Origin of the sequence: Microbacterium sp. 4NA327F11 (genome assembly GCF_005503465.1) — a bacterium.
Classification (GTDB): domain Bacteria; phylum Actinomycetota; class Actinomycetes; order Actinomycetales; family Microbacteriaceae; genus Microbacterium; species Microbacterium ginsengisoli.
The window spans coordinates 26553-47608 of sequence record NZ_SCOB01000019.1; the positions used below are offsets into that span (position 1 = coordinate 26553).

Genomic DNA, 21056 nt, shown 5'->3' on the forward strand with positions numbered 1-21056 from the left:
TGTCTCTTCTCCTAGATAGAGGAACGGGGGGATGACTCTCACTAGGCCAGTGGCACCCCAACCCGACGCACCCCGCTGGGGTGCGTTCCTCCTACGACGGGACCGGCGCCGACAGCCCCGTCGGCAGCCCGCCCGCGCGGGCGAGCGCGGTGGAGAGGTTCGGGCCCGATGCGATGGGCCCACCGTTCACGCGCGCGAAGTAGGTGCCAGACGCGGACAGCGACACCACCACCCAGTCGGTGGAGTTCGCTGAGACACCGACCTTCACACCAGCCGACTGCTGGATCTGCACACCCGATGCGAGCGAGTTGAGGTCGGCGATCGACGTGCCGTAGCGGCCGCGGTAGGTGATCGCGGAGGACTCCGCCATCGTCACCTGGTCGATGTCGTTCTGCGCGGCGGCGTCCTGCGCGCTGGCGACCCAGCCGGGAACTTGCGCGATCCCGAAACCTGCGGTCACCACACCGAGGACGACTCCACCTAGGACGAGGAATGGGTTGGCCATGGTTCTCCCTCCGAGAACGCGGAAGCGGCCGCCCCCTGAGGAACGGCCGCTCCAGGTGTGGGTGAGCGCGGGCGGGAGTGGGGAACCTTCCGCCCGCGCTCAGGCGCCTTAGGAGACGCTGGCCGGGGCGGTGAGGCCCGTGGGCAGCGTTCCGGCCGCGGTGACCGCCGCGGTGATCGACGCGCCGGAGCCGATGGCACCGCCGTTGATCGAGGCGAAGTACTTGCCGCTGGCCGACTGCGTCACCACGACGTAGTTCGAGGCGCCGGCGCCGGTGCCGACGCTGATGCCGACCTTGACACCACCCGACTGCTGGATGGTGACGCCGGTGCCGGCCGTGTTCAGCGCCGAGATCGACGCGAGCGCGTTGCCCGACTGGGTGATCGAGCTCGCCTCCGACATCTTCACCTGGTCGATGTCGTTCTGGGCGGCGCCGTCCTGCGCGCTGGCGATCCAGCCGGGGACCTGCGCGATGCCGAAGCCGGCGGTCACGATGCCGAGCACCACACCGCCGAGGACGAGGAACGGGTTTGCCATGACTGGCCTCCTTGTTGGTGAGCCAGTCCGTCCCTCACCCCTTTGGTGAGGAAGTCCGTCTGTCTGGCCTCACTCAGTAAGTGGCAGGCCGACACAACGCACCCCTTTGGGGTGCGTCAGAGTGCGACAGCGAGAACCCCGCTGACGCTGATGAACCCCGCCGTCGCCCACGGTGCAGTGCGATCGGGAGCGGCCAGCGCCCAAGGGATCGAGACCAACGCGAGCACCCCGAGCACGATGAACCCGACAGGGACGGTCGCAGCCGGCACGACGGCGCCGCCGGCGAGCACCAGCGCGGGAACGAACTTCACGTCACCTCCGCCGAGCGCGCCCATCCACCATGCGACGAGGAGCAACGCCCCGCACAACACCGCGACCACGAGAGGCCAGAGCGTGGCGCCAGCCTGCAGCCACACCAGCACCGCGGCGCCTGCGGCCGCCACGGACAGGACGTTCGGTATGACACCGAACGCCGCATCCCACACGGCTGCGCCAGCTGCGATCCCGAGGAAGAACGCCGTGCCGGGGCCGAGGTGAGCTACCGCCGTGACGGTCGCGGCCACCAGCGCGGCCGCGACTGCCGTCCACGCAAGCAACCGGTCCGACACTCCCCGCTCCCACCTCCGGGAGACGACGAGCACCGCGCTGATCGTCGCCGCGAACGCGATGAGCGAGGCGGTCACGACCCCATGCTCAGCGTCGCACCGAACACCTCGAGCGGCGGGACAGTCACCATGGAGACGACCACCACGTAGATCAGGGTCGAGACAGCTGTGACCGTTCCCACGACCGCCGCGACGCCCTGCTCGCCCGCGACCGCCGCTTCACGCCGGTACGTCGCCTCCAAGGAGACGATCGTGTCCACCGTCTTACCCGCCCGCTGGCCGGCAGCCATGAGACGTCGCGCGAGCGGTGGGAACAGTTCGCTGTCGAACAGCTCCGCGAACGTCTTCTCCCCCGTCACTAGCGCGTCCGCCGTCACCCGCAGATGCTCACGGACGGCACGGTTGTCGACCGCGGAAGCCGTGTCGAGGAGCGCCTCACGTTCCGTTGCCCCCACGGTCAGATACGCCTTCAGGATGTTCAGCACCTGGTGGGTGACGGCCGTGATGTTCGCGTTGCCCATCAGTGGCATGTGCAGCTTCCACCGGTCGACCTTCAGCCGGAAAGCGTAGGAGTTCCGGGCGTACACGAACCAGTAGATGCCCCAGAGCACCGCGATCACCGCCGCGATACCCATCACCCACACGAGCACGTCGGAGAGGATGAGCACGGCCTGGGAGATGGGCCCGACAGGCTTCCCGATCGCCTTGTACATGGTGACGAACTGCGGCATGACGAGCCAGGCCGTACCGAACAGCGACAGGACCGAGATCAAGCCGACCGTGATCGGTTCCCCGAGCTCCTTGCGGAGCTTCCGCTTCGAGTCATCGTTCTGATCCATCAGAGTGACGGCTTCGCGCAGCGCGCTTCCCGGGGAGACGGTCTTCGCACCGACCCGCAGCATGTTGTGGACGATCGGCGGGAAGACCTTCTCCGGACCGAACGCCTCCACGAGCGTCGCGTTGTCCTCACGCATGCGGATGTAGATGCGCGCGAACGCCGCGCCGATCTGCGTTCCCGCGAACTCATCCGCCATCGCGTCGATCGGTTCGAGCTCACCGTCGCTGGACTCCAGCACGGTCGCGAGAGCGCGCACCGCGTTCGTCACATCGATCAGCTTCGGCTTCGTTCCGCCGGTCGCCTTCCGAACCTTCTTGCCCTTGAGCTTCGTGGGCTTCCGCTTCGCAGGCTTCCCCGTCTTCTCCGACCGGGCGGCCGCCTTCGCCTCATCGGCGAGAGCTTTCGCGCGCGCCGCGGACTCCCGCTCCGCGCGCTTCTTCGCGGCGTCGATCTCCTTCTTCTCCTGCGCCGCGCGCGCAGCGTTCTCCTTCGCGAGCTTGCGCTCACGGGAGCTCAGCTTCGGCGACCCGCCGTCCTTCTTGGACTTCGGCGCGTCCGCACTCTTGGATGCACGACGCTCCCAGAACGACTGCTTCGCCGGGTTCGCCTGACGATCCGTCGGGATCGGGTCCGCGGGAGCGTCACCGATCTCCAGATGCCCGTCGACGATCGCGGTCGGCTCCGCCTCCTCGTCGATGAAGCCCCAGACCGAACGACCATCCTGCGGGGCCACCCCCACATGCTGGTCGTCGACCTCACGCCAACGGCGCCGATCCTCCTTCTTCGCCCGGGGCTCACGGACCCGTTCCGGGCGCGGTGGCCGCTCCGTGCGCGACGGCTTCGGACGCTTCTCCCGCGGCGTGCGCACGAGTGGCTGCGCGGCCGCACGCCCACGCACCTGCTCGGCACGAGCGTCATCGTCGTCGAAGTTCCACTGACCGTGAGCGACCTCCTGCGCGCTCCGTGCAGCCGCGTCCGCAGCGTGCTGGGCGGCGACTGCATGCTCGGCGGCGAGAGCGGAGTAGTACTCGAACTGAGCGCGCGCCTCGCGCCGCGTCAGAGCGCGCGGCTCCTCCTGCTCCGGTGTGATGGTGTCGCTCATCAGCGTCGTCCTCTCTCGAGACGGGCCTTCATGTCGTTGGCGGAGATCGCGTGCTCGAGCGCCGTCGACTCGGTGATCAGTCCCCGCTGGAACAGCTGGAGCAGATCGGCGTCACGGGAGAACGTGCCTTCCCGAAGCGCCGTGGACTGCAGCATCCCCCGCAGCTTCGCGCCCGACTGTGGTTCGCGGATGAAGTTCGCAGCGACACTGTCGACGGTGATCATTTCCCGGACAGGGACGACCTTGCCGTCGGCCGAGGGGATCAACTTCTGGACGATGACCGCCCGCAGCGACTCGGAGAGCCGCTGGGACACCTCATTCTGCTCGTCGGAGGGGAACGACCCGATGAACGAGGAGACCGCCTCCGGTGCCGCCGATGCGTGGCTGGTCGCCATCACAAGGTGACCTGACCCGGCCGATTCGAGAGCCGTACGCATCGTCACCGGGTCACGGAGCTCACCGAGGAGGATGATCCCGGGCTTCGAGCGCTTCGCGGTGATCAGTCCCTGCAGGAACGAATCGACGTCCGTGTGCACTTCACGCTGCGTGATCAGCGACCGCTGCGACTCGTGCACGAACTCGACCGGGTCCTCGATCGTGTAGATGTGCTTGTACTGGGTCTCGTTCACCTCCCGCACGAGCGCGGCCTGGAGGGTGGACTTGCCGGAACCCGTCGGACCTTCGAACAGCACCAGCCCGTCAGTGTTGTTGCGGATGATGTCGACAAGATCCTGCGGCACGGGGTTGTTCGCGAACCGCGGCGACGAGAGACCCGGCGGGTTCGACGGGAGGATCCGCACATTCAGTGCGAATCCTCCGAGCTGACGACGCCAAGTCATGCGCAGACGAACCCCGGCGACATCCACAGCCTTCTCCAGAGTCCCGCTCTTATCGGTCTCCAGGTGGTCGGCGCCGCCGCGCGAGTCCGCGAACTCATCCGCCCAAGCGAGGATGTCATCGTTGCCGATCTCCACCCTCGTGCGATGCTCACGGCCGTTCGCGTGCACCCACATCTGGCCGCCACCGACGAACTGGACGTCGGACGCCTCAGGCTTGTTCTCCTGGACCCACTCGATCAGATCGGCGAGCTCGAGGTCGCCACCGGGCGCCGCGAGCCCCGGTTCGGTGAGCTCCGTGTCGGGAGCGGTGAGAGTGTCACTCATGGCCGAGCACCTTCCGTACCTCGCGTTCGTCGGTAACCCCTGCGGCAACCAGGTCCAGCGCGTTCTCACGCAGGCTCGTCATGCCCGCGACGCGTGCGACGTTCCGCAGCGCTGACGCCGCGCCGCCGGCGATCAGCACGTTCACGAAGTCGTCGTCGAGCACGAGCACCTCGTGGACGGTTCTCACACCGCCGGCGTAACCGGTGCCGCTGCAGACCTCACACCCCGCACCCACACACGCGACGCAGCGCACCCGAAGGAGTCGCTGGCTGATCACACCTCGAAGCTGGTTGCCGAGGGTGCGCGGCGGAACCTTCGCCAGTTCCATGAGCATGCTCACCGCGCCGACCGAGTCGTTCGCGTGAATGGACGAGATCACCTTCGCGCCCGCGTTACCGATCTCCAGCGCCGCGGAAGCCTGATCCTCGTCACGGACCTCGCCGATCATCATCACTTCGGCGTCCGAGCGGCGCAGCCCTCGAAGCACCTCCCGCCAGCCGTTGCCGGCGGAGCTGTTGATCTGGATCTGGTCGATCCCCTCGAGCTCACGCTCGACAGGGTCCTCGACGGTGTACACCGTCCGGTCCGCGGAGCCGAGCTCGGCGAGAAGGGCGTACAGAGTGGTGGTCTTTCCCGCGCCCATGGGCCCGGCGACGAGGACGAGCCCGTTAGCCATTCCCACCAGCTTCGACACCCGTTCGCGGTTGTGCGCGCTGAAGCCGACCTTCTCCAGAGATGGGAGATCGCCGACCGACGGAAGGCGCAGCTGGATCGTCTCCCCCGCGAAGGTGGGAAGCACAGCGACACGGATATCGAGCCGCTGGCCGTCAACGGTCTGGTGCGGGTACAGGCCATCACCGATGACCTGAGCAGGCCCGGACGGGATCCCCGAGTTCGACTTCACCCGGACGGTGATCTCCGTCGCCCGGTCACCGTTCGCGCGACCAACGACCGCCATGACACGGTTCACACGTCCGCGCACGACAAGCGTGCGCTCCTCACGGTCGAGGCGGATCTGGAGGTCACTGACCCGATCCGCGATCGCACGGTTCAGCAGCTCGTTCAGCCACTCGCTCGATCTGCCCGACGATGAGTTGGTCAGCTCCGGCATCTCAATCATGCGCGATCACCGCTACAGCTTCGGGAGAGTGGCAGGCCCGATCAGCGTCGATGGGGTGGGAGAGAGGGAGGTGACATGCACGCTCAGTTCGCTGACCGCTTCCAGGTCCTGGATGAGCGGGGTCAGGGTCGACGAGCCCGCATGCTCGAAGAACGGCAGGCCGCAGGCGCTGCAGTAGCCGCGGGCGACGGTCGGTTCGCTGTCCGTGCTGCCCAGGACCAGGTCGACGGGGTGGTCGTTGCCGGCTTCGACCGCGGCGACGGTCGCGGCGAGCTGTTCGGTGATCTCCGACATGGGAAGCCCGGAGAGCTTCGAGAGGAGGTCAGCGACCTCGTCGTTCCGGCCGTTCACCGTCGACGGGTCGAATGCGCCGGCGACAGCGCGGAAGAGGGTGATGGCGACGTTCGTGGTGAGCATGGTTCTCCGGGGTCAGTGGTCGGTCAGAAGATCGCGGACACGAGCGGCGTGCCGTTCGACGATCGCGAGAGCGGAAGTGAGGCGTGCGCGCGCATCCGCAGGCAGGGCATCACGCTCGCGCAGGTCGGTGAAGGAGGTGAGGATCGTCGAGTCGCAGGACGCAGCGAAGCTCTCCCAGCGGGACAGCTCGTCCTCCACGACCACATGGTGGGCGACGGACTCCACCCCATCCCAGGCGCGTTTCAGCGTCTCGAGCTGGAGCGCGCGGGCATCCTCCGTGAGCGTGTCCAGATGCGAGCTCATGTGGAGGATCGCTTCGCTGTTCGGGAGGACCGCCAGCTCCGGGTAGCGGCTGACGGCGGCGGACGCGGCCGCCGTCTCCCGGACGGAGCGCAGCACTGTGTCGACTTTCGCGACACCGCGATCGATCGCATCCAACCCTTCGGCGGCCGCGCGGCGCACGAGCACGGGTTGGTCGGCGCTCTCGGCGATGCGGCTGATCTGATCGACCCGATCCATGGTCGTTCGGGACACGCCTGTCTCAGCGACAGCGAGCTCGCTCGACCAGCTCTTCCGACGTTCGGCGAGCGGACGGCCGGTGTGGGTGCGGCGGCCTTCCCGCATCTCCCGCATCCGCTTGCGGGCGGCAGCAGCCTGCACAGGAGAGAACGGGGTCCGGATGTTGTTCGATGCCGCTTCGATCTGAAGCCATTCGAGGTCCGTTTCGGGGTTGCGGATCATCACCGGGACTTCTGTCGCGCCCAGCCGTCTGAGCGCCTCAAGCCGTTGGCCTCCGTCGACGAGCGAGCAGTCGTCGTTGACGAGGATCGGTGTGATGAGACCGAGCGTTCTGATCGAGTCGATCAGAGATCCGATCGTGGCTTCGACCGGACCGCGAAGCCGGTCATCGCGGATGGTGATGCTGTCGATCGGCACGACCCGGTGCGCCCGAAGGTACACGCGCACTGCGGGGGCGGGTTCCACCACGGTCATGCAGTCCTCCCCAACGGGCTGAACAGCCTGCCGATGGCGGCCGCGATGTGTTCAGCGCGCGCCGGCGCCGGGTGCCCTTGCGCTGTCAGCTCCAGCACACCCGGCTTACCTCGCGACGTGCCGAGGATCACCGACACCAGCGCACGCCACTGCTCATCGGAACCGGGGAACGCCGGGTCGGGGTTGCGGGTGAGCGCGGCCGCGGCCCGGCGAGGGTCACCGCCGCTTCGCTCCACCTGGTCGGCGAGCGAAGACAGGAACCGTTCCCGCTGCCCGACCGACAGGCCAGCGATGATCATGAACTGGGCGGCAACCCCGAGTGCGGGGTGCACAGCTTCGGGTGCGACTGGGGTCTCGTCCGTCTCGTACGGGAGACCGTCGATGCCGGCGGTGGGCATCACCCGCTCCAGTGCGTCGACGGAGATGTCGACACGATCGACCTGGACGGCGATGTCGGCGCCGGTGCGTCGGACGCCTGCAGCGCTGGTGAGCTTCCGCTCAGCGGACGCTTCCCGCCAGAGCTGACGTCGCACCGCCTGCTTGGTCCATGCCCAGAGGTTCAGGTCCGGGCTGGCGAGCACGAGCTCGGAGATGGAAGCCCACGCCTCGAACGCGTACGACAGGGCGAGGTCCGGGTCGACCTTCAGGGATACCGCGATCGGGCGAAGATGCTCCCGCGCTTCACGTAGCAGCGCGGTCGCGGACGGCGTAGACCAGCCGTCTGGGCGTGCGCGAATCTCGCGCAAGGTCGCGCGAGCGTCAAGCTGTGATGTGGCCTCGGTAATCCCCACCGTCGTGCCCTTCCCGGGGTTCGCCGCGGTCGCCTGCGTTCCCCACCCCAGGACCCCTGCGGCAACATCCGCGTGCACGCCGGATTTAGCGTGCTGGGTCGTCACGAGGCGGTCTTCCTCAGCTCCTGGTGCAGTTCCCGCAGCGGCTTCGAGTGCAGGACCTGCGCCATCAGCGACCGGTCGGCGTTCTGCCATCCGTGGCCCGGGAAGTGCCGGCGGAGCGTGCTCACGTCAACGTCGAGGGTTCGCCCAGCCTCCAGGTAGCTGACCTTCTCGTCGACGATCAGTCGGCGGGCCTTCTCGAGGGTCTCGTCGGACACCGGACCGAACTGCGTCTGCGTTTCCCGGAGGCCAAGAGTGATCTGCGTGCGGCGGACCGTGTGCACTTCGACCCCCAGTTCCGCTGCGATCGCCGCCGTGTCGAGCTGCCCGGCGAGGGTCAGCTCGGTGAGGCGGTCGACGTCGGTCAGGCGCCGATACGTCCTGCCGGGTGCACCGAGAAGATCCCGGCGTTCCCGGACGATGTCGCCGCTGACGTGAAACCGGCGGATGATCTGCGCGTTCGTGGTCAAGGGGTCGCGCACGGCCGCGTCGACCGCGGCGATGCAGTGACGGCACAGGCGTCGACGATCGATCGTTCCGCTCGGCTGTGCGATCTGGTCGAACTGGTCGAGGAGCCGGGTGAGCTTGCAGGCGGTGCACCGCCGGTACCGGCCCGGTGCCGTGGAAGCTTCTGTCGTCACACTCACCACATGCGCGGCGACCGCCTGAAAGTGTGCGTCACCTGCAGGGCAGGTCGGTTTCGGTGAGACCGGATGATGTCGCGATGCTGATCGCGAGGTGGCAGGTGCTGTCGGCTTCCGCGGACAGCGGCATCCAGAAGCCCAGGTTCCCGCTGACCGCCGCGCCGGCGGTCAGGGCAGCGGGGCGCAGCTCGTCTGGCATCCGAACGCTGTAGCGGTCGATGTCGGAGCTTGCGACGTGCCATTGGCCGGCGCTCAGCGTGACGACGTACTGGCCGGTGGTCGCGTCATGGTCGGTGATGTTCGTGATCGTCACCGGCAGCAGGACGTAGCCGTAGCCCGCGGGGATGGCGGGGCCGTGGGGGTTGTGTGCGGCGACGGCCGCGGTGCGGGTCCAGTCGGTCGATGCGAAGTCGTATCGGAACGGGCCCGCCTCGAGCTGCCGCGAGTCCTCCGCTGCAGCGGTCGACGTGGGCGACGGTGCGGTGTGCGCTGGGCGCTCGGCGGCGCAGCCGGTGAGGGCGATGGCAAGCACGAGAAGGGTGGCGGTGCGCTGCAGGTGTCGTCGGGTCACGTGGGTAACCCCTGCGGCGCCGTGCGTCCCGGCCCGGTTGGCCCGGTGCTGTCCGGCGGGTGCCGGTCCGGGTCTTTCCTTACTCTCGACTGGGATCGGGGGTCGATTTTGGGGGTCGGCCCGGCGGCCCGGCATTTCCGGAGGACATATAGGAGAGGGAAGACATATGTGAGCCACCGAACGGTGGACATAGAGAGAGAGATAGATAGAGGAGAACTACTTATCTCTTCTTCTTCTTCTAGGGGTGGGGCTTCGATCCCAGTCGGGAGTAGGGAAAGACCCGGCCCAGCAGGGTCAGGGCCGGGTGGGCCGACCCTTGATTTTCCGCGGCAGAACAGGGCATCGGGTTCTGGACCGGCGCTGGGCCGGGCGGGCCAGAACCCCCGAAAACGGGTGATTCAGACCCCGAAACGCCCTCGGGAGCCGCCGGCACCCCTCACACGGTCACCGCCGGCATCCCCGCCCGAGGACGCGGTCATAGGGAACGCAAAGCGAATTGTGGTGGCCGAATCCACCCGACACCACCGATCTGACCCCGAAAACACGCCCGGACACGACGAATACCCCTCCACCGACCCCGATTCTCGAGTGAAATCAGGGCCCGTCAGGGGTCAGGATGCGACGGGAACACGCTGCCATGCAGCGGAGGAACCATTCCGTATCGCCACATCAACGCACACTCACCCGTACCACTGCACAACACCGACAGACGCTTCCCCGCACGCCGATCTCGTATCGGAAACTCGCGGAGACAGCCGCCCAGAGCAGTGCCCGAACATCATCCACCCCCACACCGACATCCACCACACGACAACGCGAACAGGGCGGGCAGAACGAGGGGGTCGGAGCGTCAGACCACGTGGCCCACGGGAGCGAAATGGAAACCGTGATACCCGCACGACGAGTCCGGGTAGGTGTGATCGGGCTGCAGGTACGCGGAGCCCTTGGCGTCCGCACCGCACCAGCGGCACGCGAGCGCCGTGCCCGCGATCTGACCAGCCGTCTTCCGAGACCAGTTCGCGACCGATCCGAGACTCACGCCAAGCTCGGTCGCGATCTGCGCGTGCGGCGCCCCGACCCGACGGAGCCGCACGAGCTCGCCAGCCTTCTCAACCGTCATCCGGTGGTACCCGCGCGGAACCGTCGTCTGCAGCCGCGGGGCGGCCGGCTCACGCCGCGGGGCGCGCACTGGCTCGACGACGGGCACCTCCACACGAACGACCGGGCCTGTCGGAGCCCCGAGGATCATCCGCTCAACCATCAGCTCCAGGATCCGGCCAGCGGTCAACCCAAGACTCGACGCCTTCGCCGCGACCGCGATGTAGCGAGGTCGAGACAGCTGAATGACCTTCCGCCGGTAGCGAGACACATCCCGCATGGCCGGCGCGGCACCACCATGAGCCGCGCCGCGCGACGTCACACGCGGTGACGCATCGATCATCTGCGACAGGACTGTGGACAGCATGGTGTGCGAGGGCACGCCCAATCGATCCGCGCGGTCCTGCACCAACGTGGCCAGGGCAGGGCGAAGGTAGAGGATCACGGAGACGTGGTCTTCTGACACTCCGAGCGCGCCGCTCACAGCGCACTGCCTTCCTGATCGCCACCGGCAGCCGGCGGGTCGAAGTTCGCGTAGTTGCCGCCCCGCTGACGGCAGTGCCGCACGAGCGCGGCCCGCACTTCAAGGCCGCGGGCGGAGAACGACATCCTCGCCTCGTCGACGTGCTCGAGGAGCCCCGCTGCGGCGAGATCGCCGAGCACGTCCAGATCCGTGTGACCCCACAGTTCCGCGTCGCGGACGATCGTCGGCCCTTCCTGCCAGAACATTCGGCGGAAGGCGACGTCAGCGGGCCAGGTCATCAGCATCGCCCAGTGGTCTGACCCGAACCGCTCCATCGGGACAGCAGTGCCATCCCAGACGAGCGTTCGTTTCCGCAGCCGGGGCGGCGCCGCCGACAGTCTGGGCCGGTCGATCTGGGAGAGGGTCATGCTCCCCACATGCGCGGTACGACTACTCGTCCGGGTCGTCCTTCGGCGCTTTCGCGTCGAGGATCTTCATGAGCCGACTGATGGCGACCGTCCACCGCCAGTTCGCGGTCATGTAGCCGACGATGAACGACCCGCAGACGGCGAGGAGCACCCACCAGCCCGTCATCGACCCCGCCCCGTTCCGGTCGCCCGGAGGGCGCGGCCGGTCGCCGCCGGGACCAACCCGACGAGAACCTCCAACTCCGCACGCCCACGGGAGGTCAGCTGAGCCTGCCCGGTGGTCTCCGCGAAGGTGATCAGGCGGGAGCGCTCCAGCTGCCGGACGGCAAGCTCGAGACGGCCACCGTCGAGGATCGCTTCGTCGACGAGGACGAACTCCCGCTCGAACAGGGTCGCCCGTCGAACGAGGTGGCCGGAGACGAGGAGAAGGGCGGCCGCGGCCGCGGCTTTCGACGGGAGCTCCGCCCGTGACGCCACCGCCACGTTCACGTGTGCGACCCTGCCGTTCGATGGGGCGGGCGCGCGGATGGTCGATGGTGCATATCTCCCCCATGCGCGGTGCGGGCGATGCTCGCCAGGTGCAGGAGCAGCAGGGCGGTGACCGCGGCGTCAGCACCCGCGTCATGATGCAGGAACACGCCCAGCCCGTAGCGTTCCGCGAGCGTGTCCAGCTTGTGGTTCGGAGCGGCAGGGTCAAGCTGTCTTGCGAGCTTCACTGTGTCGATGTACTCGAACTCGGGCGCCTGGATTCGCACCGCAGCGCTCGTCTGCACGATCACGGAACGTTCCACGCTCGCGTTGTGCGCGACGAGAGGGAGTCGGCGACCGCCACCAGGTGTCGTGAACCGGTCGATCCGTGCGAGCACGGCCGCCCATTCGGGAGCGCCGGCGATGTCCGCGGGAGTGAGCCCATGGACACGCTGCGTCCGCCAGTCGAACTCGTCATGCCCTGCCGGCGGGGTGATCGCGCTCACATGCGCACGACCAACCCGCCCGTCAAGCACACGGGTAACGCCGACCTGGATTGGGCTGGAACGGCGGGGGTTCGCGAGCTCGAAATCGATCGCGACGAATGAGTCCGGCAGCGCGAGGGCTGCAGGGCTGCGTGCAGCGGGCGGCGCCATGACGGTCAGCTGTGCCGTACCGCTGCGGTTGCGAGGTCGACGAGCGCCTGCAGGTCGTCCGCTGCTGCTCGCAGCTCGAGAACGATCGGGGTTGGCGGGAGGGGACCGCAGATGTTGTTCTCGAACTCGTGGATGTCCGCGGTTCGACGGAGGGCCTGCACCCGCTGCCGCCCGGCGGCGACCGCCGCGGACCGGGAGCTGCGAACCCAATCCGCGCCCGCAACGAACGCTTCCCTGAACGCGGCGGTCACTGCCGGGCGGGTCCACTCCGTTTCCGGGAAGCGGATCTCCGCCTCGATCCGCAGCTCACAGCTGTCGCAGACGTCGAGGTCCGAGTTGTCGGCGTCACCCGCCATGATGTGAGCACCACATCGCGCGCACGTCGACGGCACGAGCATGTTGCGCTCGGCCGCCGGGGCTTCGCGGTCAACTTCGGGCATGTCCTTCTCCCCCTCTTGCGGGTTGCTGGTCACCTTCCACATGCGCGGTGGCCGTCATCACCGGCGGTGGGCACCTGAACCTCATGCCTGTGCTGCAGCGTCGAGGTGTCCACGGTCCCGCTGTTCACGGTCCAGGTCACTGCCGACCGGCGAAGGATGCGCGGGTCTCACTGCCCGCATCAGGGCGCGCGACCTCTGGTTCGCCGTGAGCGGGCACGAGCGTTCCCGGCGCCGACCGAACCCACACGTGCAGCTCCGGGCGTGACCCATCGGAGCTCTGAGCTGCGCGGCGCTTGGACATGCTCCCCACATGCGCGGTCGGACGGTGACGCAGCACCCGCCGGCGGACGCTCTAGCTCGCGCGATCGCTCGCGGCGTCCTTGAAGGATCCGCAGCGGCAGATGACGCACTTCCCGCTACCGTCAGCTCGATGGCTCTTCCGGGCATGCTCGCAGGCGCAGGGTGCCCGTTCGACGCGGACTGATTCGCGACCGACCTTCCCGCGCAACGCGTGCCACCGGTCCTCCTCGCGCTCAGTCGACGCGTCAGCAGCGCGTTGGAAGAGCGCGTCGGAGACCATCTCAAGCTCCGACATCGTCAGATCGAGAGCCATCGTTCACCACTCCGGACCGTCTGAGGGGACGGGCCGCTCCCACAGCGGCAGGCCGCCCCCATCGACCTCCGCGGAGAACTGCAGCGGCTCGACGGTGCCGGCGTGGTACCCGAGTGGGAACCACCCTTCCGGAGCCGATTCGTCGATGACCTCATGTCGGATGGTCCGCCGAACGAAATGTGGGTCACCGGAGATCGGCGTTGGAATGCCATGGTCACGCCAACTGCTCACGGCGTGCGACACGGGCGGCGCCCCGAGTGCACACAGGACGTCGAGCGGGATCGGACCTTCCGGATCCAGGTTCAGCATCCGCACACCAGGAGGATCAATCTCTTCATGCTCCCCACATGCGCGGTCGCACGCTCGCGCGCCGACGCTGACAGCTTCGTCGATCGCGGTGACTACGTCTCTTCGAGCGCCTGCACCTTGAGTCCGGCTCGAGAGCCGTCAGCTCGTCAAGGCCCTGTCGGTGTCGGGCAGTATGCGCCGTCGTGTGTGCTCGCTGGGTCACCACACCCAGGGCAGTTCGCGGGGATGCCCGGCTCCCGCCACCACTCGCTCGAACCGGGATCGTGCGGATGGTCGGCCACGACGTGTCCGATGCCGCCGTGCCCCTCGGGCTGGATGCAGCGGAAACCGGGCGCTGGGCTCCACCCGCATGCATCAGGGGCTGGTGCTACCGGCGCGTCCTGCATCGCGGCGATCGCTGCGTGATCTTGCTGGCTGACGGTCATCGCTCGACGCCCTCTGTGTGGCTGGTGACACGCTCGTTATAGGACTCGCGGGCGGCATGCCACTCACTGGCCTTGATCTCTTCCCAGCCGCCGTCGGCGGGGTTGGGGTCGCTCTTCGAGTTGCGGTCCTGCGGGACGAAGTTGAAGCCAACGAACACTGCCCCGTCGAGCACGAACGGTTTCGGGCTCGCGATGTAGTGGCGCATGTGTTCGTCGTACTCGCTCTCGACGTATTCCGGCAGTCCCGGAATGGCGTTCATGCGAAGCTCGATTGCTTCGAACTCGTTGTAGAGCGGGTTGTTCTTGTACGGGATGAAGCCCTTGCCTCGGGGGTGCTCCCGCCAGCGGCCGGTCGTCGGCAGCTCCTTGACTGCAATGGCGGCGACGGAAACAGTTGAGCCCCATCGCGAGGAGTAGAACCCGGTGCCACCGTTGGCCTCAGCGAAGGCCTGGCCTTTGTCGAAGAATGCCTTGTCTAGCTCCTTGTTCTGGCGGATCACCTCGAGCACGGCGGCACTGGTGGTCTTGGCGTACTGCGGGAATGCGGTCATTTCGTCTCCTTCTGGGTGACAACCGTGCGGTCGGGTGACGGATCGGTCGGTTCGGTCGGCCCGCCGCAGTCGGCGCATGTCGCAAGGCCGGGCCACACGCCGCCGTCGTGCGTGCAGACGGCAGGAGACGGATCGGTCGGTTCGGTGCGGGCTTCCTCGCGTGCGAATCGGCGCGCCGCCTCGGGAGGGATGCCTGCACGCACGTAGTCATCGAAGTAGTCCTGCTCGGTCGGCGTGATGTTCACCGTCATCGCTCAGACTCCAGATCGGTTGGGCAGGTGGGCGTGTGAGTGCAGGTCTCGTCATCGCCCGGTTCGAGAGGCGGGCAGAATGACGGATCGGTCGGCTCGGACACCTCGGTGGGGTCGACGTCCGTGTGTCGGATGATCGTGAAGTGGCACGCCTCGATGTCGGTCTCTCGGACGGCGAACCAATGGCCGTGCCAGTCGCCTTCCATGTCGCACGACCAGCCGCCACTCAGAGGGTGGCGGGAGCACCACTTGACGCGCGGGACGTAGTCGAAGTGCGCTTCCTCGACCTCCGTAAACCAGCCCTCCTCGGGCTTGCCGATCATTGCCAGTTCAGCCGCTTGCAGGTCTTCCGCCGCCAGACCGTGACCGCGCAGGATCGCCGCGTAACCGCTGTCTTCGACCATCAGGGCCGGGTATTCCTTCGGCATCAGTTGCCTCCTTCGCTACGGTTCGCGTGGTCGGGTGACGGATCGGTCGATCGGCGCACCGGCTCTTCGGTGAGGAACGGCACGAGGTACGAATGCGTCCAGCACGTCGTGCACTGCATCCAGCCGTCCGCTTCGCCCCACACATCGCAGTCTGATCCGCATTGCGTGCACGTCCACGTCGTTTCGATGTGGCATCCGGTGATGCGCTCCGGGCGCGGTGCTCGGTGTGGTGGCTGGAAGTCGTGGCGTGGGCCGCCATCAACCCATCTCACGCGGTGGTCCGCCTCCGGCAGGCCGCACACCCTGCAAGCGTCCCGAATCGGGGTGAGCAGATCATCGTCTGTCTCGACGGGCACGTCAGGCATCCGGGCCCCCGTCCGTGTGGCCCTGGCTGCTCTGCTGAATCAATCGACCCCAGTGAGCTACGTCGTCCATGAAGCCCAGCTCGAGCGCGAGCCGGCGCAGCTCCCGCAACTGCGCGAGCGAGTACTCAGTCATCACCAGACCCCCGATCGGTCGGTTCGGTGCGGGAGACCATGACGGCGGTGACGCCCGCGCACCAGTGCCAAACGCTCGGGACACCTGCCCACCACCCGTGCGGCCCGTGACGCTCAATGGCACCGCACCACTCGCTACCCTCGTCGCGCTGAGATTCCCGAATAGCGGTGAGCAGCTTCGCAATGTCAGCCACGCTCAGACTCCTGACTTGTCGGTTCGTGGGTCTTGATGAACGTCACCCAATGGGTGCACGCCGTCTTGCCCGACTTGTGACCGACGAGCGGACGGTGCGGGGTCAGCGCGAGGATCTGCGACACCGGGATCTGCGTCTCGTTCCACTTGAAGATCAGAACCCCGTCGTTGGCGAGCACTCGGAAGCACTCAGCGAAACCCGCGGCGATATCCGTGCGCCAGTTGAGGGGGTCGAGGCGCCCGTACTTCTTGCCCATCCATGCGTTCTCGCCCACCCGAACCAGGTGCGGCGGGTCGAACACGACGACCCGGAACGTCCCGTCCGCGAATGGGAGGTACCGGAAGTCCATCTCCATGTCGGGCTCGATGTTGAGCGCGCGACCGTCGCAGAGGACGTGTGACTCAGTGCGGATGTCTCCGAAGAGCACGCGGTCGTCGGTCTTGTCGAAGTACATCATGCGACTTCCGGACGCCGGGTCGAGCACCAGCGGCTCAGTCATTGCCACCCGCACTGCTCGTCGGCGCGGGTGCATTGTCGCTGGTGGTCATATCCCCTACATGCGCGGTGCCGGCCCACATGACAACGGCGGCCCCTGGAACCAGGGGCCGCCGGGCCTAGCTGAGGTCATCAACTAGGGGTGGTGATCCCGCCGGACGGAGTTGTGCCGGCTCCTCGACGGGATGCACACCGAACGGAAGCTCGTGCGCGACACAACCGTACGGCCGGCCACCGACACTGGGCAGCGGGCGGCCTTGCTCACACCGGGCGTCTCAGAAGATCGTCTCCGCTGGGGCATCCGCCGACGGTGGCGCACCGTCGACGCCCGCACGCTTCCGTCGGTACAGCTCGACCGCCTGGCTCAGGTCGATCTCCACAGCCCCAGCGCGCACCGCCGCGGCGCGCTTCGTCAACGTCACGTCGTAGTGCTCCTTCCAGGTCCCCGGATGCTGGATCCACTGCCGGAGCAGGCCGATCCGGTCCGCCATCGCATCCAGCTCCGCACGTGTGTCGGCGGTCATGTGGCACCAGCGGCCACGCACCACACGCCCACCGTGGGGCACGTCCGCTCGCACCATGAAGTTGTCGACGTACACGGTCATCAGCTGGCCGTGCCCGGTCGCGACCGCTGGGCGGGCGTGATGGTGATGCGGTGGATCGTCACGTGAGCTCTCCGATCTGCGCGCGGATCCGAGCCGTGGCGCTTTCGTCGAGGTGGCGCAGGCCGAGGGCACCCCGGTATGGGATCGGCTCGGCGAAAGGGCGCGGGTTCGCGAGCACCAGGTGGTGACCCGATCGTTCTGCCCATTCGGAGCAGACGGTCCAGTCGCCATCGTGCTGTTGACGAATGCAACTCTCGACGGGGTGGGAGTCGGTGAGGTCCACGACGCCAACGATGGCGCCGCCGATCAGCGTCTCGCGTGCGTCGAGTGCGAGACTGTAGGCAAACCGGTTCAGGCGACCGAGCGCGCTCCACGCTCCGAGATCGTCAGCTTTCGCGGCGTGGATTGCGATGGGCCCACGGTAGTCGCCGGCGATGTTGCGGGTGCGGTTCTCGACATCCTTCCCGCCGTGGATGATCACCCACGCCCAGGGCTGCCGAACAGTCAGGACGCGCATCAGAGCGAGGCATCGTCACTGTCGGCGATGGGTGCCGCAGCGCGCCACGCCGGGGCGCTGATCCCGACCTCAGCCTTCTCCGCGAGCTTCTCGTCCCCTCCGACCATCACGGAATCCAACGGAACCTCGAACACCACGGCGCCGTCTTCCGTGCGCCAGGTCTGGCCCTCAAGGGAACCGAACTCCTCGCCGAACTCCTTCAGCGCAGCGGCGAGCTCCTGGACGTCACCGCCTCGCACGTAGGTGACTTCGGTGGTTTCCGTGCGCGTGAACCGGCTAACGGTCACCGTCCGCTCCTCTCGTTGGCCTTCGCGCGCAGCCACTGGGCCGTGCGCATGTCGTAGAACTGCTGGTCGGGCATGTCGTCGACGTCGTCCGGCTCGCCTCCAGAGAACAGTTCGTCCGCCACTTCCCGCAGGAGTGCGGTCTCATGGGCGGCGATGGCGCGGTCGAAATCAGCGCCGGCAGCCTCCCGGATGGCCTCCACCGAGACACCCGTCTGATAGCTGTCGTGGTGTCGCGTGTTGGCCAGCATGTACTCCTCTCGAAGCTCATCCAGGCTCGGCGTGTGCTCGCTCATCAGTGCTCCTTCGTGTCCGGGGTGGTGTCTTGGAGGGCGGCGGTGAGGATGCGGTGCGACTCAGCCAGCAGGCGATCGACGTGCCGGGCCTCACTTACACCGAGAGGGACGGACGCCCCGGGGCGCACGATGTCGCGAGCTTCCCGGATCGCATCCGCGAGGCGGTCGGCGCGGGCCGTCTCCGCGTCACGCTGGCTCTCGGCGACACGAGCGCGCTGCACGCCGTCCAGATGAACCGGGTGACACTCACCGAACAGTCGCTTGAACTCATCCCTCTCAGCCCGCAGCCGTTCGTTCTCCTCGATCAGGGCCGGGAGACCAGCATCGGTGAGGACTCTCCCCACGTCGGCCGCGTAGGCGCTCCGACTCGCGTCATTCTGGTCAGAGTTCAACCATGGGGACGACTTCCAGCTGCCCTGGACCGCCTTCTCGGCGGCTTCCTCGTAGGTGGTCATTTCCCGGTCCTCTCGTCGGCCCACTGCTCCAGGGTCAGGGCGATCGTGTACTTGTCCTGCCGATCAGATCCAGCGCGAATCTTCCCCGCCAGCTCACGGAGGAGTGCCGCGTCGTGACCGGCAAGCCGTTCGTCGCGTGAGTGCTCCACGCCGGTCGTGATGGTGCCAGGCGTGAGTTCTGTGTGGCCGGCGTCGCGGATGACGACCTCCATTGCCTCGATCCGCCCCTTGCCTGCGGAAAGGACGACGATGGGGTGCGTGTAGTCGATCCCGTAGGCATGCAGGGCCGCGTGCGCAGCGTGAGCGGCGAGCTTGCCGGGGGTGATCTTCCCGTGAAGGTTGTGGTTCCACCAGATACGCAGCGGTTCCTCATCCGCCTTCTCGACGGCTTCCTCGTAGGCGGTCACCGGAGGCTCCGTTCGTGCGCGATGTCAGCCGCTCCGAGCGCGAACTTGGCGACGTAGTCGAAGTGACCATTCGCGAGCTTCTCGGCCCGAACAATGAGCTCCACGGGCACGGGCGGCAAGCCGCGGCGCGCCCGGAGACGGTTCACAGCGGCGTGCATGACCTCACGTTCGTACCGGACCCATTCGAGCTCACCGTCAACCAGATCAGGTCGTTCGTTGCGCTCCGCGGTGGCAGTGATCAGCACCGCTCTGAGTTCCTTCGCGTCACTCTGATAGTCGCTCAACGCCTGCTCCTCAGGGTCAACCAGTGGGTTCCGTACCTCCCACATGCGCGGTCCCCGGCGCGAAGCCGCCCGAAACCACCTTCGTGCCGTGAGGAGGCGCGTCCTCGACGGGGGCATCCCGGGAGAGGATGCGGCGGATGACACCGAGCACGTGCTCTGCGCCCTCGATTTAGGCGTCCTCCGCAGCAGCCCACCCGCCGGCGCCCTGGTCGTCAGGCGCGTAGATCACGTTCGGACCAACCGCATCGGTGAGCTCCGCGATCACGTTCTCTGCCGCGTCCGCGCGAGCCCTCGCAGCGTCACACTCGGTGACCCGCTCGCGGCGGTTCCGCCATACGTCCAAGGCCAGGATGTCTTCGAGGATCTCCCCTGCGTGCCGGAACGCTTCCGGGACGAGGGTGTGCCACTCATAGTCGGTGACCGGTCGATTTACCCATCGTGTGTACTCCGAGCGTTCCAGGAAGGCGACTGGCTTGATTCTGCGAGCAAGAATCTCCACCAGCGCTTCCCGCTCGTCGGAGGTGGGCGGCTGTGCGCCCCGCAGTCGTTCGTTCTCCTCGATCAGGGCGGGGACGCCGGCGGCATCGAGAGCGATGCGAGCTTGGACCCGGATGTGCTCGACTATCGATTCACGCCACCCGGCGTCGCTCTGGTCGTATGCCATCCACGCCTCGGGATTGATCGCACGCGCCGCCCTCTCGACGGCTTCCTCGTAGGTGGCAGCGAGCCCCAACTTCTCGTGCGCGGCGACCCGGACCTCAAGCCCGGCGATCCGCTTGTCCTTCTCGGCATCATGAGCAGCGAGCCAACGATCGAACTCGACGGCAGCGGACGAGAACCTCTGATGCTGCCAGGTGGCTCCGGTCGCGTACTTCTGACGCAACTCCTCGGTCGTCGGCGTGTAGTCCTCAGGCATCAGATGTCCTTCGCATTCTGGGTGTGGGTGAAGCGGTCCGTCCGGAGTCCTGACGTCAGGCATTGTTCAGTCCCTCGATGACCTGCTCGACGGTGCGGTCGCTCGTGGACGTGACGGCGATCATGCCTCGGGCTCCTTCACGAGCTCGTACTTGCGGAGGAACTGGCTCCGGTCGGAATCGATCAGACGCTTCGCCTGGTGCCGCACCTGGGGCCACGGCGCACCCGAGACGTCGGCACTGATCACCGTCGTCTCCACGCCGTCGCTCTTTCGCCGCCATACCTGGCCGGGCTTGATGTCGATGTCGGTCACGTCTCGGCCTCCAATTCGTAGGCGCGGAATGCGGAAACGCGCTTCGTGAAGGGCAGGCCGCCCGGTAGGGGGTAGCACACGGCCCGCTTCGCGCCGACCGACACGACCCGGAATCGTGACGGCCCGTAACCCTTGACGCGACGCCATACCTGGCCGGGCCTGACTTGGATTCCAGCGATCGTCGCAACACTGATGACGAGGGGGATGGATGCCGGCACGGAAGTACACAGAGCAGCAGCGGCGTGAGTTCATGGCGTTGATCGACCGGGGCGGGTC

At 67.3% G+C, this 21056-nt stretch carries 31 protein-coding genes; all 31 read right to left on the reverse strand.

The window, feature by feature from the left end; genetic code table 11:
- Positions 1-91 precede the first annotated feature (91 nt).
- The 31 genes from FFS51_RS11880 to FFS51_RS12020 all read right to left on the reverse strand — a co-directional run bounded on the left by FFS51_RS11880 (position 92) and on the right by FFS51_RS12020 (position 20780).
- Positions 92-505, reverse strand: coding sequence for a hypothetical protein (locus tag FFS51_RS11880; RefSeq protein ID WP_137878458.1), 414 nt, complete (start codon positions 503-505; stop codon positions 92-94).
- A gap of 108 nt (positions 506-613) precedes the next feature.
- Positions 614-1042, reverse strand: coding sequence for a hypothetical protein (locus FFS51_RS11885; protein WP_137878459.1), 429 nt, complete (start codon positions 1040-1042; stop codon positions 614-616).
- 116 nt (positions 1043-1158) lie between these two features.
- Positions 1159-1725, reverse strand: a complete 567-nt coding sequence (locus FFS51_RS11890; RefSeq protein ID WP_137878460.1) for a hypothetical protein — start codon at positions 1723-1725, stop codon at positions 1159-1161.
- Positions 1722-3587 carry a type II secretion system F family protein gene (locus FFS51_RS11895; RefSeq protein ID WP_137878461.1) on the reverse strand — a complete coding sequence of 622 codons (1866 nt, stop codon included), beginning with the start codon at positions 3585-3587 and terminating at the stop codon, positions 1722-1724. The genes FFS51_RS11890 and FFS51_RS11895 overlap by 4 nt, the downstream gene beginning before the upstream one ends.
- Positions 3587-4750: a type IV pilus twitching motility protein PilT gene (locus FFS51_RS11900; protein WP_137878462.1), complete on the reverse strand. Its 1164-nt coding sequence runs from the start codon at positions 4748-4750 to the stop codon at positions 3587-3589. Before FFS51_RS11900 ends, FFS51_RS11895 begins: the two co-directional genes overlap by 1 nt.
- Entirely contained in the window at positions 4743-5870 is a 1128-nt protein-coding gene (locus tag FFS51_RS11905; RefSeq protein WP_137878463.1) for a GspE/PulE family protein, read from the reverse strand. The genes FFS51_RS11900 and FFS51_RS11905 overlap by 8 nt, the downstream gene beginning before the upstream one ends.
- A gap of 12 nt (positions 5871-5882) precedes the next feature.
- Positions 5883-6287: a hypothetical protein gene (locus FFS51_RS11910; RefSeq protein WP_137878464.1), complete on the reverse strand. Its 405-nt coding sequence runs from the start codon at positions 6285-6287 to the stop codon at positions 5883-5885.
- Between the two features lie 12 nt (positions 6288-6299).
- Entirely contained in the window at positions 6300-7280 is a 981-nt protein-coding gene (locus FFS51_RS11915) for a ParB/RepB/Spo0J family partition protein (protein WP_137878465.1), read from the reverse strand.
- Complete coding sequence (locus tag FFS51_RS11920; protein WP_137878466.1) at positions 7277-8176, reverse strand: hypothetical protein; 900 nt, start codon at positions 8174-8176, stop codon at positions 7277-7279. Before FFS51_RS11920 ends, FFS51_RS11915 begins: the two co-directional genes overlap by 4 nt.
- Positions 8173-8814 (reverse strand): hypothetical protein, encoded by a 642-nt coding sequence (locus tag FFS51_RS11925; RefSeq protein ID WP_137878467.1) that lies wholly within the window; start codon positions 8812-8814, stop codon positions 8173-8175. Before FFS51_RS11925 ends, FFS51_RS11920 begins: the two co-directional genes overlap by 4 nt.
- Before the next feature lie 37 nt (positions 8815-8851).
- Positions 8852-9388, reverse strand: a complete 537-nt coding sequence (locus FFS51_RS11930) for a hypothetical protein (RefSeq protein ID WP_137878468.1) — start codon at positions 9386-9388, stop codon at positions 8852-8854.
- An 850-nt stretch (positions 9389-10238) separates the two neighbouring features.
- The gene (locus FFS51_RS11935; RefSeq protein ID WP_137878469.1) at positions 10239-10970 is read right to left on the reverse strand and encodes a hypothetical protein; all 732 of its coding nucleotides are present in this window, start codon (positions 10968-10970) and stop codon (positions 10239-10241) included.
- Complete coding sequence (locus FFS51_RS11940) at positions 10967-11377, reverse strand: hypothetical protein (protein ID WP_137878470.1); 411 nt, start codon at positions 11375-11377, stop codon at positions 10967-10969. The genes FFS51_RS11935 and FFS51_RS11940 overlap by 4 nt, the downstream gene beginning before the upstream one ends.
- Positions 11378-11399: 22 nt before the next feature.
- The gene (locus FFS51_RS14725) at positions 11400-11543 is read right to left on the reverse strand and encodes a hypothetical protein (protein ID WP_171006178.1); all 144 of its coding nucleotides are present in this window, start codon (positions 11541-11543) and stop codon (positions 11400-11402) included.
- The gene (locus FFS51_RS11945) at positions 11540-11866 is read right to left on the reverse strand and encodes a hypothetical protein (protein WP_137878471.1); all 327 of its coding nucleotides are present in this window, start codon (positions 11864-11866) and stop codon (positions 11540-11542) included. The genes FFS51_RS14725 and FFS51_RS11945 overlap by 4 nt, the downstream gene beginning before the upstream one ends.
- Complete coding sequence (locus FFS51_RS11950; protein WP_137878472.1) at positions 11863-12501, reverse strand: exonuclease domain-containing protein; 639 nt, start codon at positions 12499-12501, stop codon at positions 11863-11865. The genes FFS51_RS11945 and FFS51_RS11950 overlap by 4 nt, the downstream gene beginning before the upstream one ends.
- 5 nt (positions 12502-12506) lie before the next feature.
- The gene (locus FFS51_RS11955) at positions 12507-12941 is read right to left on the reverse strand and encodes a hypothetical protein (protein WP_137878473.1); all 435 of its coding nucleotides are present in this window, start codon (positions 12939-12941) and stop codon (positions 12507-12509) included.
- A 1343-nt stretch (positions 12942-14284) separates the two neighbouring features.
- Positions 14285-14839: a hypothetical protein gene (locus tag FFS51_RS11960; protein ID WP_137878474.1), complete on the reverse strand. Its 555-nt coding sequence runs from the start codon at positions 14837-14839 to the stop codon at positions 14285-14287.
- Positions 14836-15090, reverse strand: a complete 255-nt coding sequence (locus FFS51_RS11965; protein ID WP_137878475.1) for a hypothetical protein — start codon at positions 15088-15090, stop codon at positions 14836-14838. Before FFS51_RS11965 ends, FFS51_RS11960 begins: the two co-directional genes overlap by 4 nt.
- Complete coding sequence (locus FFS51_RS11970) at positions 15087-15518, reverse strand: hypothetical protein (RefSeq protein ID WP_137878476.1); 432 nt, start codon at positions 15516-15518, stop codon at positions 15087-15089. The genes FFS51_RS11965 and FFS51_RS11970 overlap by 4 nt, the downstream gene beginning before the upstream one ends.
- Before the next feature lie 357 nt (positions 15519-15875).
- The gene (locus FFS51_RS14730) at positions 15876-16016 is read right to left on the reverse strand and encodes a hypothetical protein (RefSeq protein ID WP_171006179.1); all 141 of its coding nucleotides are present in this window, start codon (positions 16014-16016) and stop codon (positions 15876-15878) included.
- Positions 16017-16201: 185 nt separating this feature from the next.
- Positions 16202-16708 (reverse strand): class I SAM-dependent methyltransferase, encoded by a 507-nt coding sequence (locus FFS51_RS11975; RefSeq protein WP_137878477.1) that lies wholly within the window; start codon positions 16706-16708, stop codon positions 16202-16204.
- Between the two features lie 271 nt (positions 16709-16979).
- Positions 16980-17309, reverse strand: coding sequence for a DUF4031 domain-containing protein (locus FFS51_RS11980; RefSeq protein WP_137878478.1), 330 nt, complete (start codon positions 17307-17309; stop codon positions 16980-16982).
- A 58-nt stretch (positions 17310-17367) separates the two neighbouring features.
- Positions 17368-17826 carry an ASCH domain-containing protein gene (locus FFS51_RS11985; RefSeq protein ID WP_137878479.1) on the reverse strand — a complete coding sequence of 153 codons (459 nt, stop codon included), beginning with the start codon at positions 17824-17826 and terminating at the stop codon, positions 17368-17370.
- Positions 17826-18113, reverse strand: coding sequence for a hypothetical protein (locus tag FFS51_RS11990; protein WP_137878480.1), 288 nt, complete (start codon positions 18111-18113; stop codon positions 17826-17828). The genes FFS51_RS11985 and FFS51_RS11990 overlap by 1 nt, the downstream gene beginning before the upstream one ends.
- Positions 18110-18406 carry a hypothetical protein gene (locus FFS51_RS11995; RefSeq protein WP_137878481.1) on the reverse strand — a complete coding sequence of 99 codons (297 nt, stop codon included), beginning with the start codon at positions 18404-18406 and terminating at the stop codon, positions 18110-18112. The genes FFS51_RS11990 and FFS51_RS11995 overlap by 4 nt, the downstream gene beginning before the upstream one ends.
- Positions 18406-18861 (reverse strand): hypothetical protein, encoded by a 456-nt coding sequence (locus FFS51_RS12000; RefSeq protein WP_137878482.1) that lies wholly within the window; start codon positions 18859-18861, stop codon positions 18406-18408. The genes FFS51_RS11995 and FFS51_RS12000 overlap by 1 nt, the downstream gene beginning before the upstream one ends.
- Positions 18858-19268, reverse strand: coding sequence for a hypothetical protein (locus FFS51_RS12005; RefSeq protein ID WP_137878483.1), 411 nt, complete (start codon positions 19266-19268; stop codon positions 18858-18860). Before FFS51_RS12005 ends, FFS51_RS12000 begins: the two co-directional genes overlap by 4 nt.
- On the reverse strand, positions 19265-19597 hold the full coding sequence (locus FFS51_RS12010) for a hypothetical protein (RefSeq protein ID WP_137878484.1): 333 nt from the start codon (positions 19595-19597) through the stop codon (positions 19265-19267). Before FFS51_RS12010 ends, FFS51_RS12005 begins: the two co-directional genes overlap by 4 nt.
- A 124-nt stretch (positions 19598-19721) precedes the next feature.
- Positions 19722-20468: a hypothetical protein gene (locus FFS51_RS12015; RefSeq protein WP_137878485.1), complete on the reverse strand. Its 747-nt coding sequence runs from the start codon at positions 20466-20468 to the stop codon at positions 19722-19724.
- A gap of 120 nt (positions 20469-20588) precedes the next feature.
- Entirely contained in the window at positions 20589-20780 is a 192-nt protein-coding gene (locus tag FFS51_RS12020) for a hypothetical protein (protein WP_137878486.1), read from the reverse strand.
- Between the last annotated feature and the right edge of the window lie 276 nt (positions 20781-21056).

Excerpts from the sequence above, each read along its gene's own strand:
- FFS51_RS11880 (WP_137878458.1), bottom strand. The coding sequence starts at position 505 with ATGGCCAACCCATTCCTCGTCCTAGGTGGAGTCGTCCTCGGTGTGGTG.
- FFS51_RS11885 (WP_137878459.1), bottom strand. The coding sequence starts at position 1,042 with ATGGCAAACCCGTTCCTCGTCCTCGGCGGTGTGGTGCTCGGCATCGTG.
- FFS51_RS11895 (WP_137878461.1), bottom strand. The coding sequence starts at position 3,587 with ATGAGCGACACCATCACACCGGAGCAGGAGGAGCCGCGCGCTCTGACG.
- FFS51_RS11900 (WP_137878462.1), bottom strand. The coding sequence starts at position 4,750 with ATGAGTGACACTCTCACCGCTCCCGACACGGAGCTCACCGAACCGGGG.
- FFS51_RS11905 (WP_137878463.1), bottom strand. The coding sequence starts at position 5,870 with ATGATTGAGATGCCGGAGCTGACCAACTCATCGTCGGGCAGATCGAGC.
- FFS51_RS11910 (WP_137878464.1), bottom strand. The coding sequence starts at position 6,287 with ATGCTCACCACGAACGTCGCCATCACCCTCTTCCGCGCTGTCGCCGGC.
- FFS51_RS11915 (WP_137878465.1), bottom strand. The coding sequence starts at position 7,280 with ATGACCGTGGTGGAACCCGCCCCCGCAGTGCGCGTGTACCTTCGGGCG.
- FFS51_RS11940 (WP_137878470.1), bottom strand. The coding sequence starts at position 11,377 with ATGACCCTCTCCCAGATCGACCGGCCCAGACTGTCGGCGGCGCCGCCC.
- FFS51_RS14725 (WP_171006178.1), bottom strand. The coding sequence starts at position 11,543 with ATGACGGGCTGGTGGGTGCTCCTCGCCGTCTGCGGGTCGTTCATCGTC.
- FFS51_RS11950 (WP_137878472.1), bottom strand. The coding sequence starts at position 12,501 with ATGGCGCCGCCCGCTGCACGCAGCCCTGCAGCCCTCGCGCTGCCGGAC.
- FFS51_RS11955 (WP_137878473.1), bottom strand. The coding sequence starts at position 12,941 with ATGCCCGAAGTTGACCGCGAAGCCCCGGCGGCCGAGCGCAACATGCTC.
- FFS51_RS11960 (WP_137878474.1), bottom strand. The coding sequence starts at position 14,839 with ATGACCGCATTCCCGCAGTACGCCAAGACCACCAGTGCCGCCGTGCTC.
- FFS51_RS11965 (WP_137878475.1), bottom strand. The coding sequence starts at position 15,090 with ATGACGGTGAACATCACGCCGACCGAGCAGGACTACTTCGATGACTAC.
- FFS51_RS11970 (WP_137878476.1), bottom strand. The coding sequence starts at position 15,518 with ATGCCGAAGGAATACCCGGCCCTGATGGTCGAAGACAGCGGTTACGCG.
- FFS51_RS14730 (WP_171006179.1), bottom strand. The coding sequence starts at position 16,016 with ATGACTGAGTACTCGCTCGCGCAGTTGCGGGAGCTGCGCCGGCTCGCG.
- FFS51_RS11975 (WP_137878477.1), bottom strand. The coding sequence starts at position 16,708 with ATGACTGAGCCGCTGGTGCTCGACCCGGCGTCCGGAAGTCGCATGATG.
- FFS51_RS11980 (WP_137878478.1), bottom strand. The coding sequence starts at position 17,309 with ATGACCGTGTACGTCGACAACTTCATGGTGCGAGCGGACGTGCCCCAC.
- FFS51_RS11985 (WP_137878479.1), bottom strand. The coding sequence starts at position 17,826 with ATGCGCGTCCTGACTGTTCGGCAGCCCTGGGCGTGGGTGATCATCCAC.
- FFS51_RS11995 (WP_137878481.1), bottom strand. The coding sequence starts at position 18,406 with ATGAGCGAGCACACGCCGAGCCTGGATGAGCTTCGAGAGGAGTACATG.
- FFS51_RS12000 (WP_137878482.1), bottom strand. The coding sequence starts at position 18,861 with ATGACCACCTACGAGGAAGCCGCCGAGAAGGCGGTCCAGGGCAGCTGG.
- FFS51_RS12010 (WP_137878484.1), bottom strand. The coding sequence starts at position 19,597 with ATGTGGGAGGTACGGAACCCACTGGTTGACCCTGAGGAGCAGGCGTTG.
- FFS51_RS12015 (WP_137878485.1), bottom strand. The coding sequence starts at position 20,468 with ATGCCTGAGGACTACACGCCGACGACCGAGGAGTTGCGTCAGAAGTAC.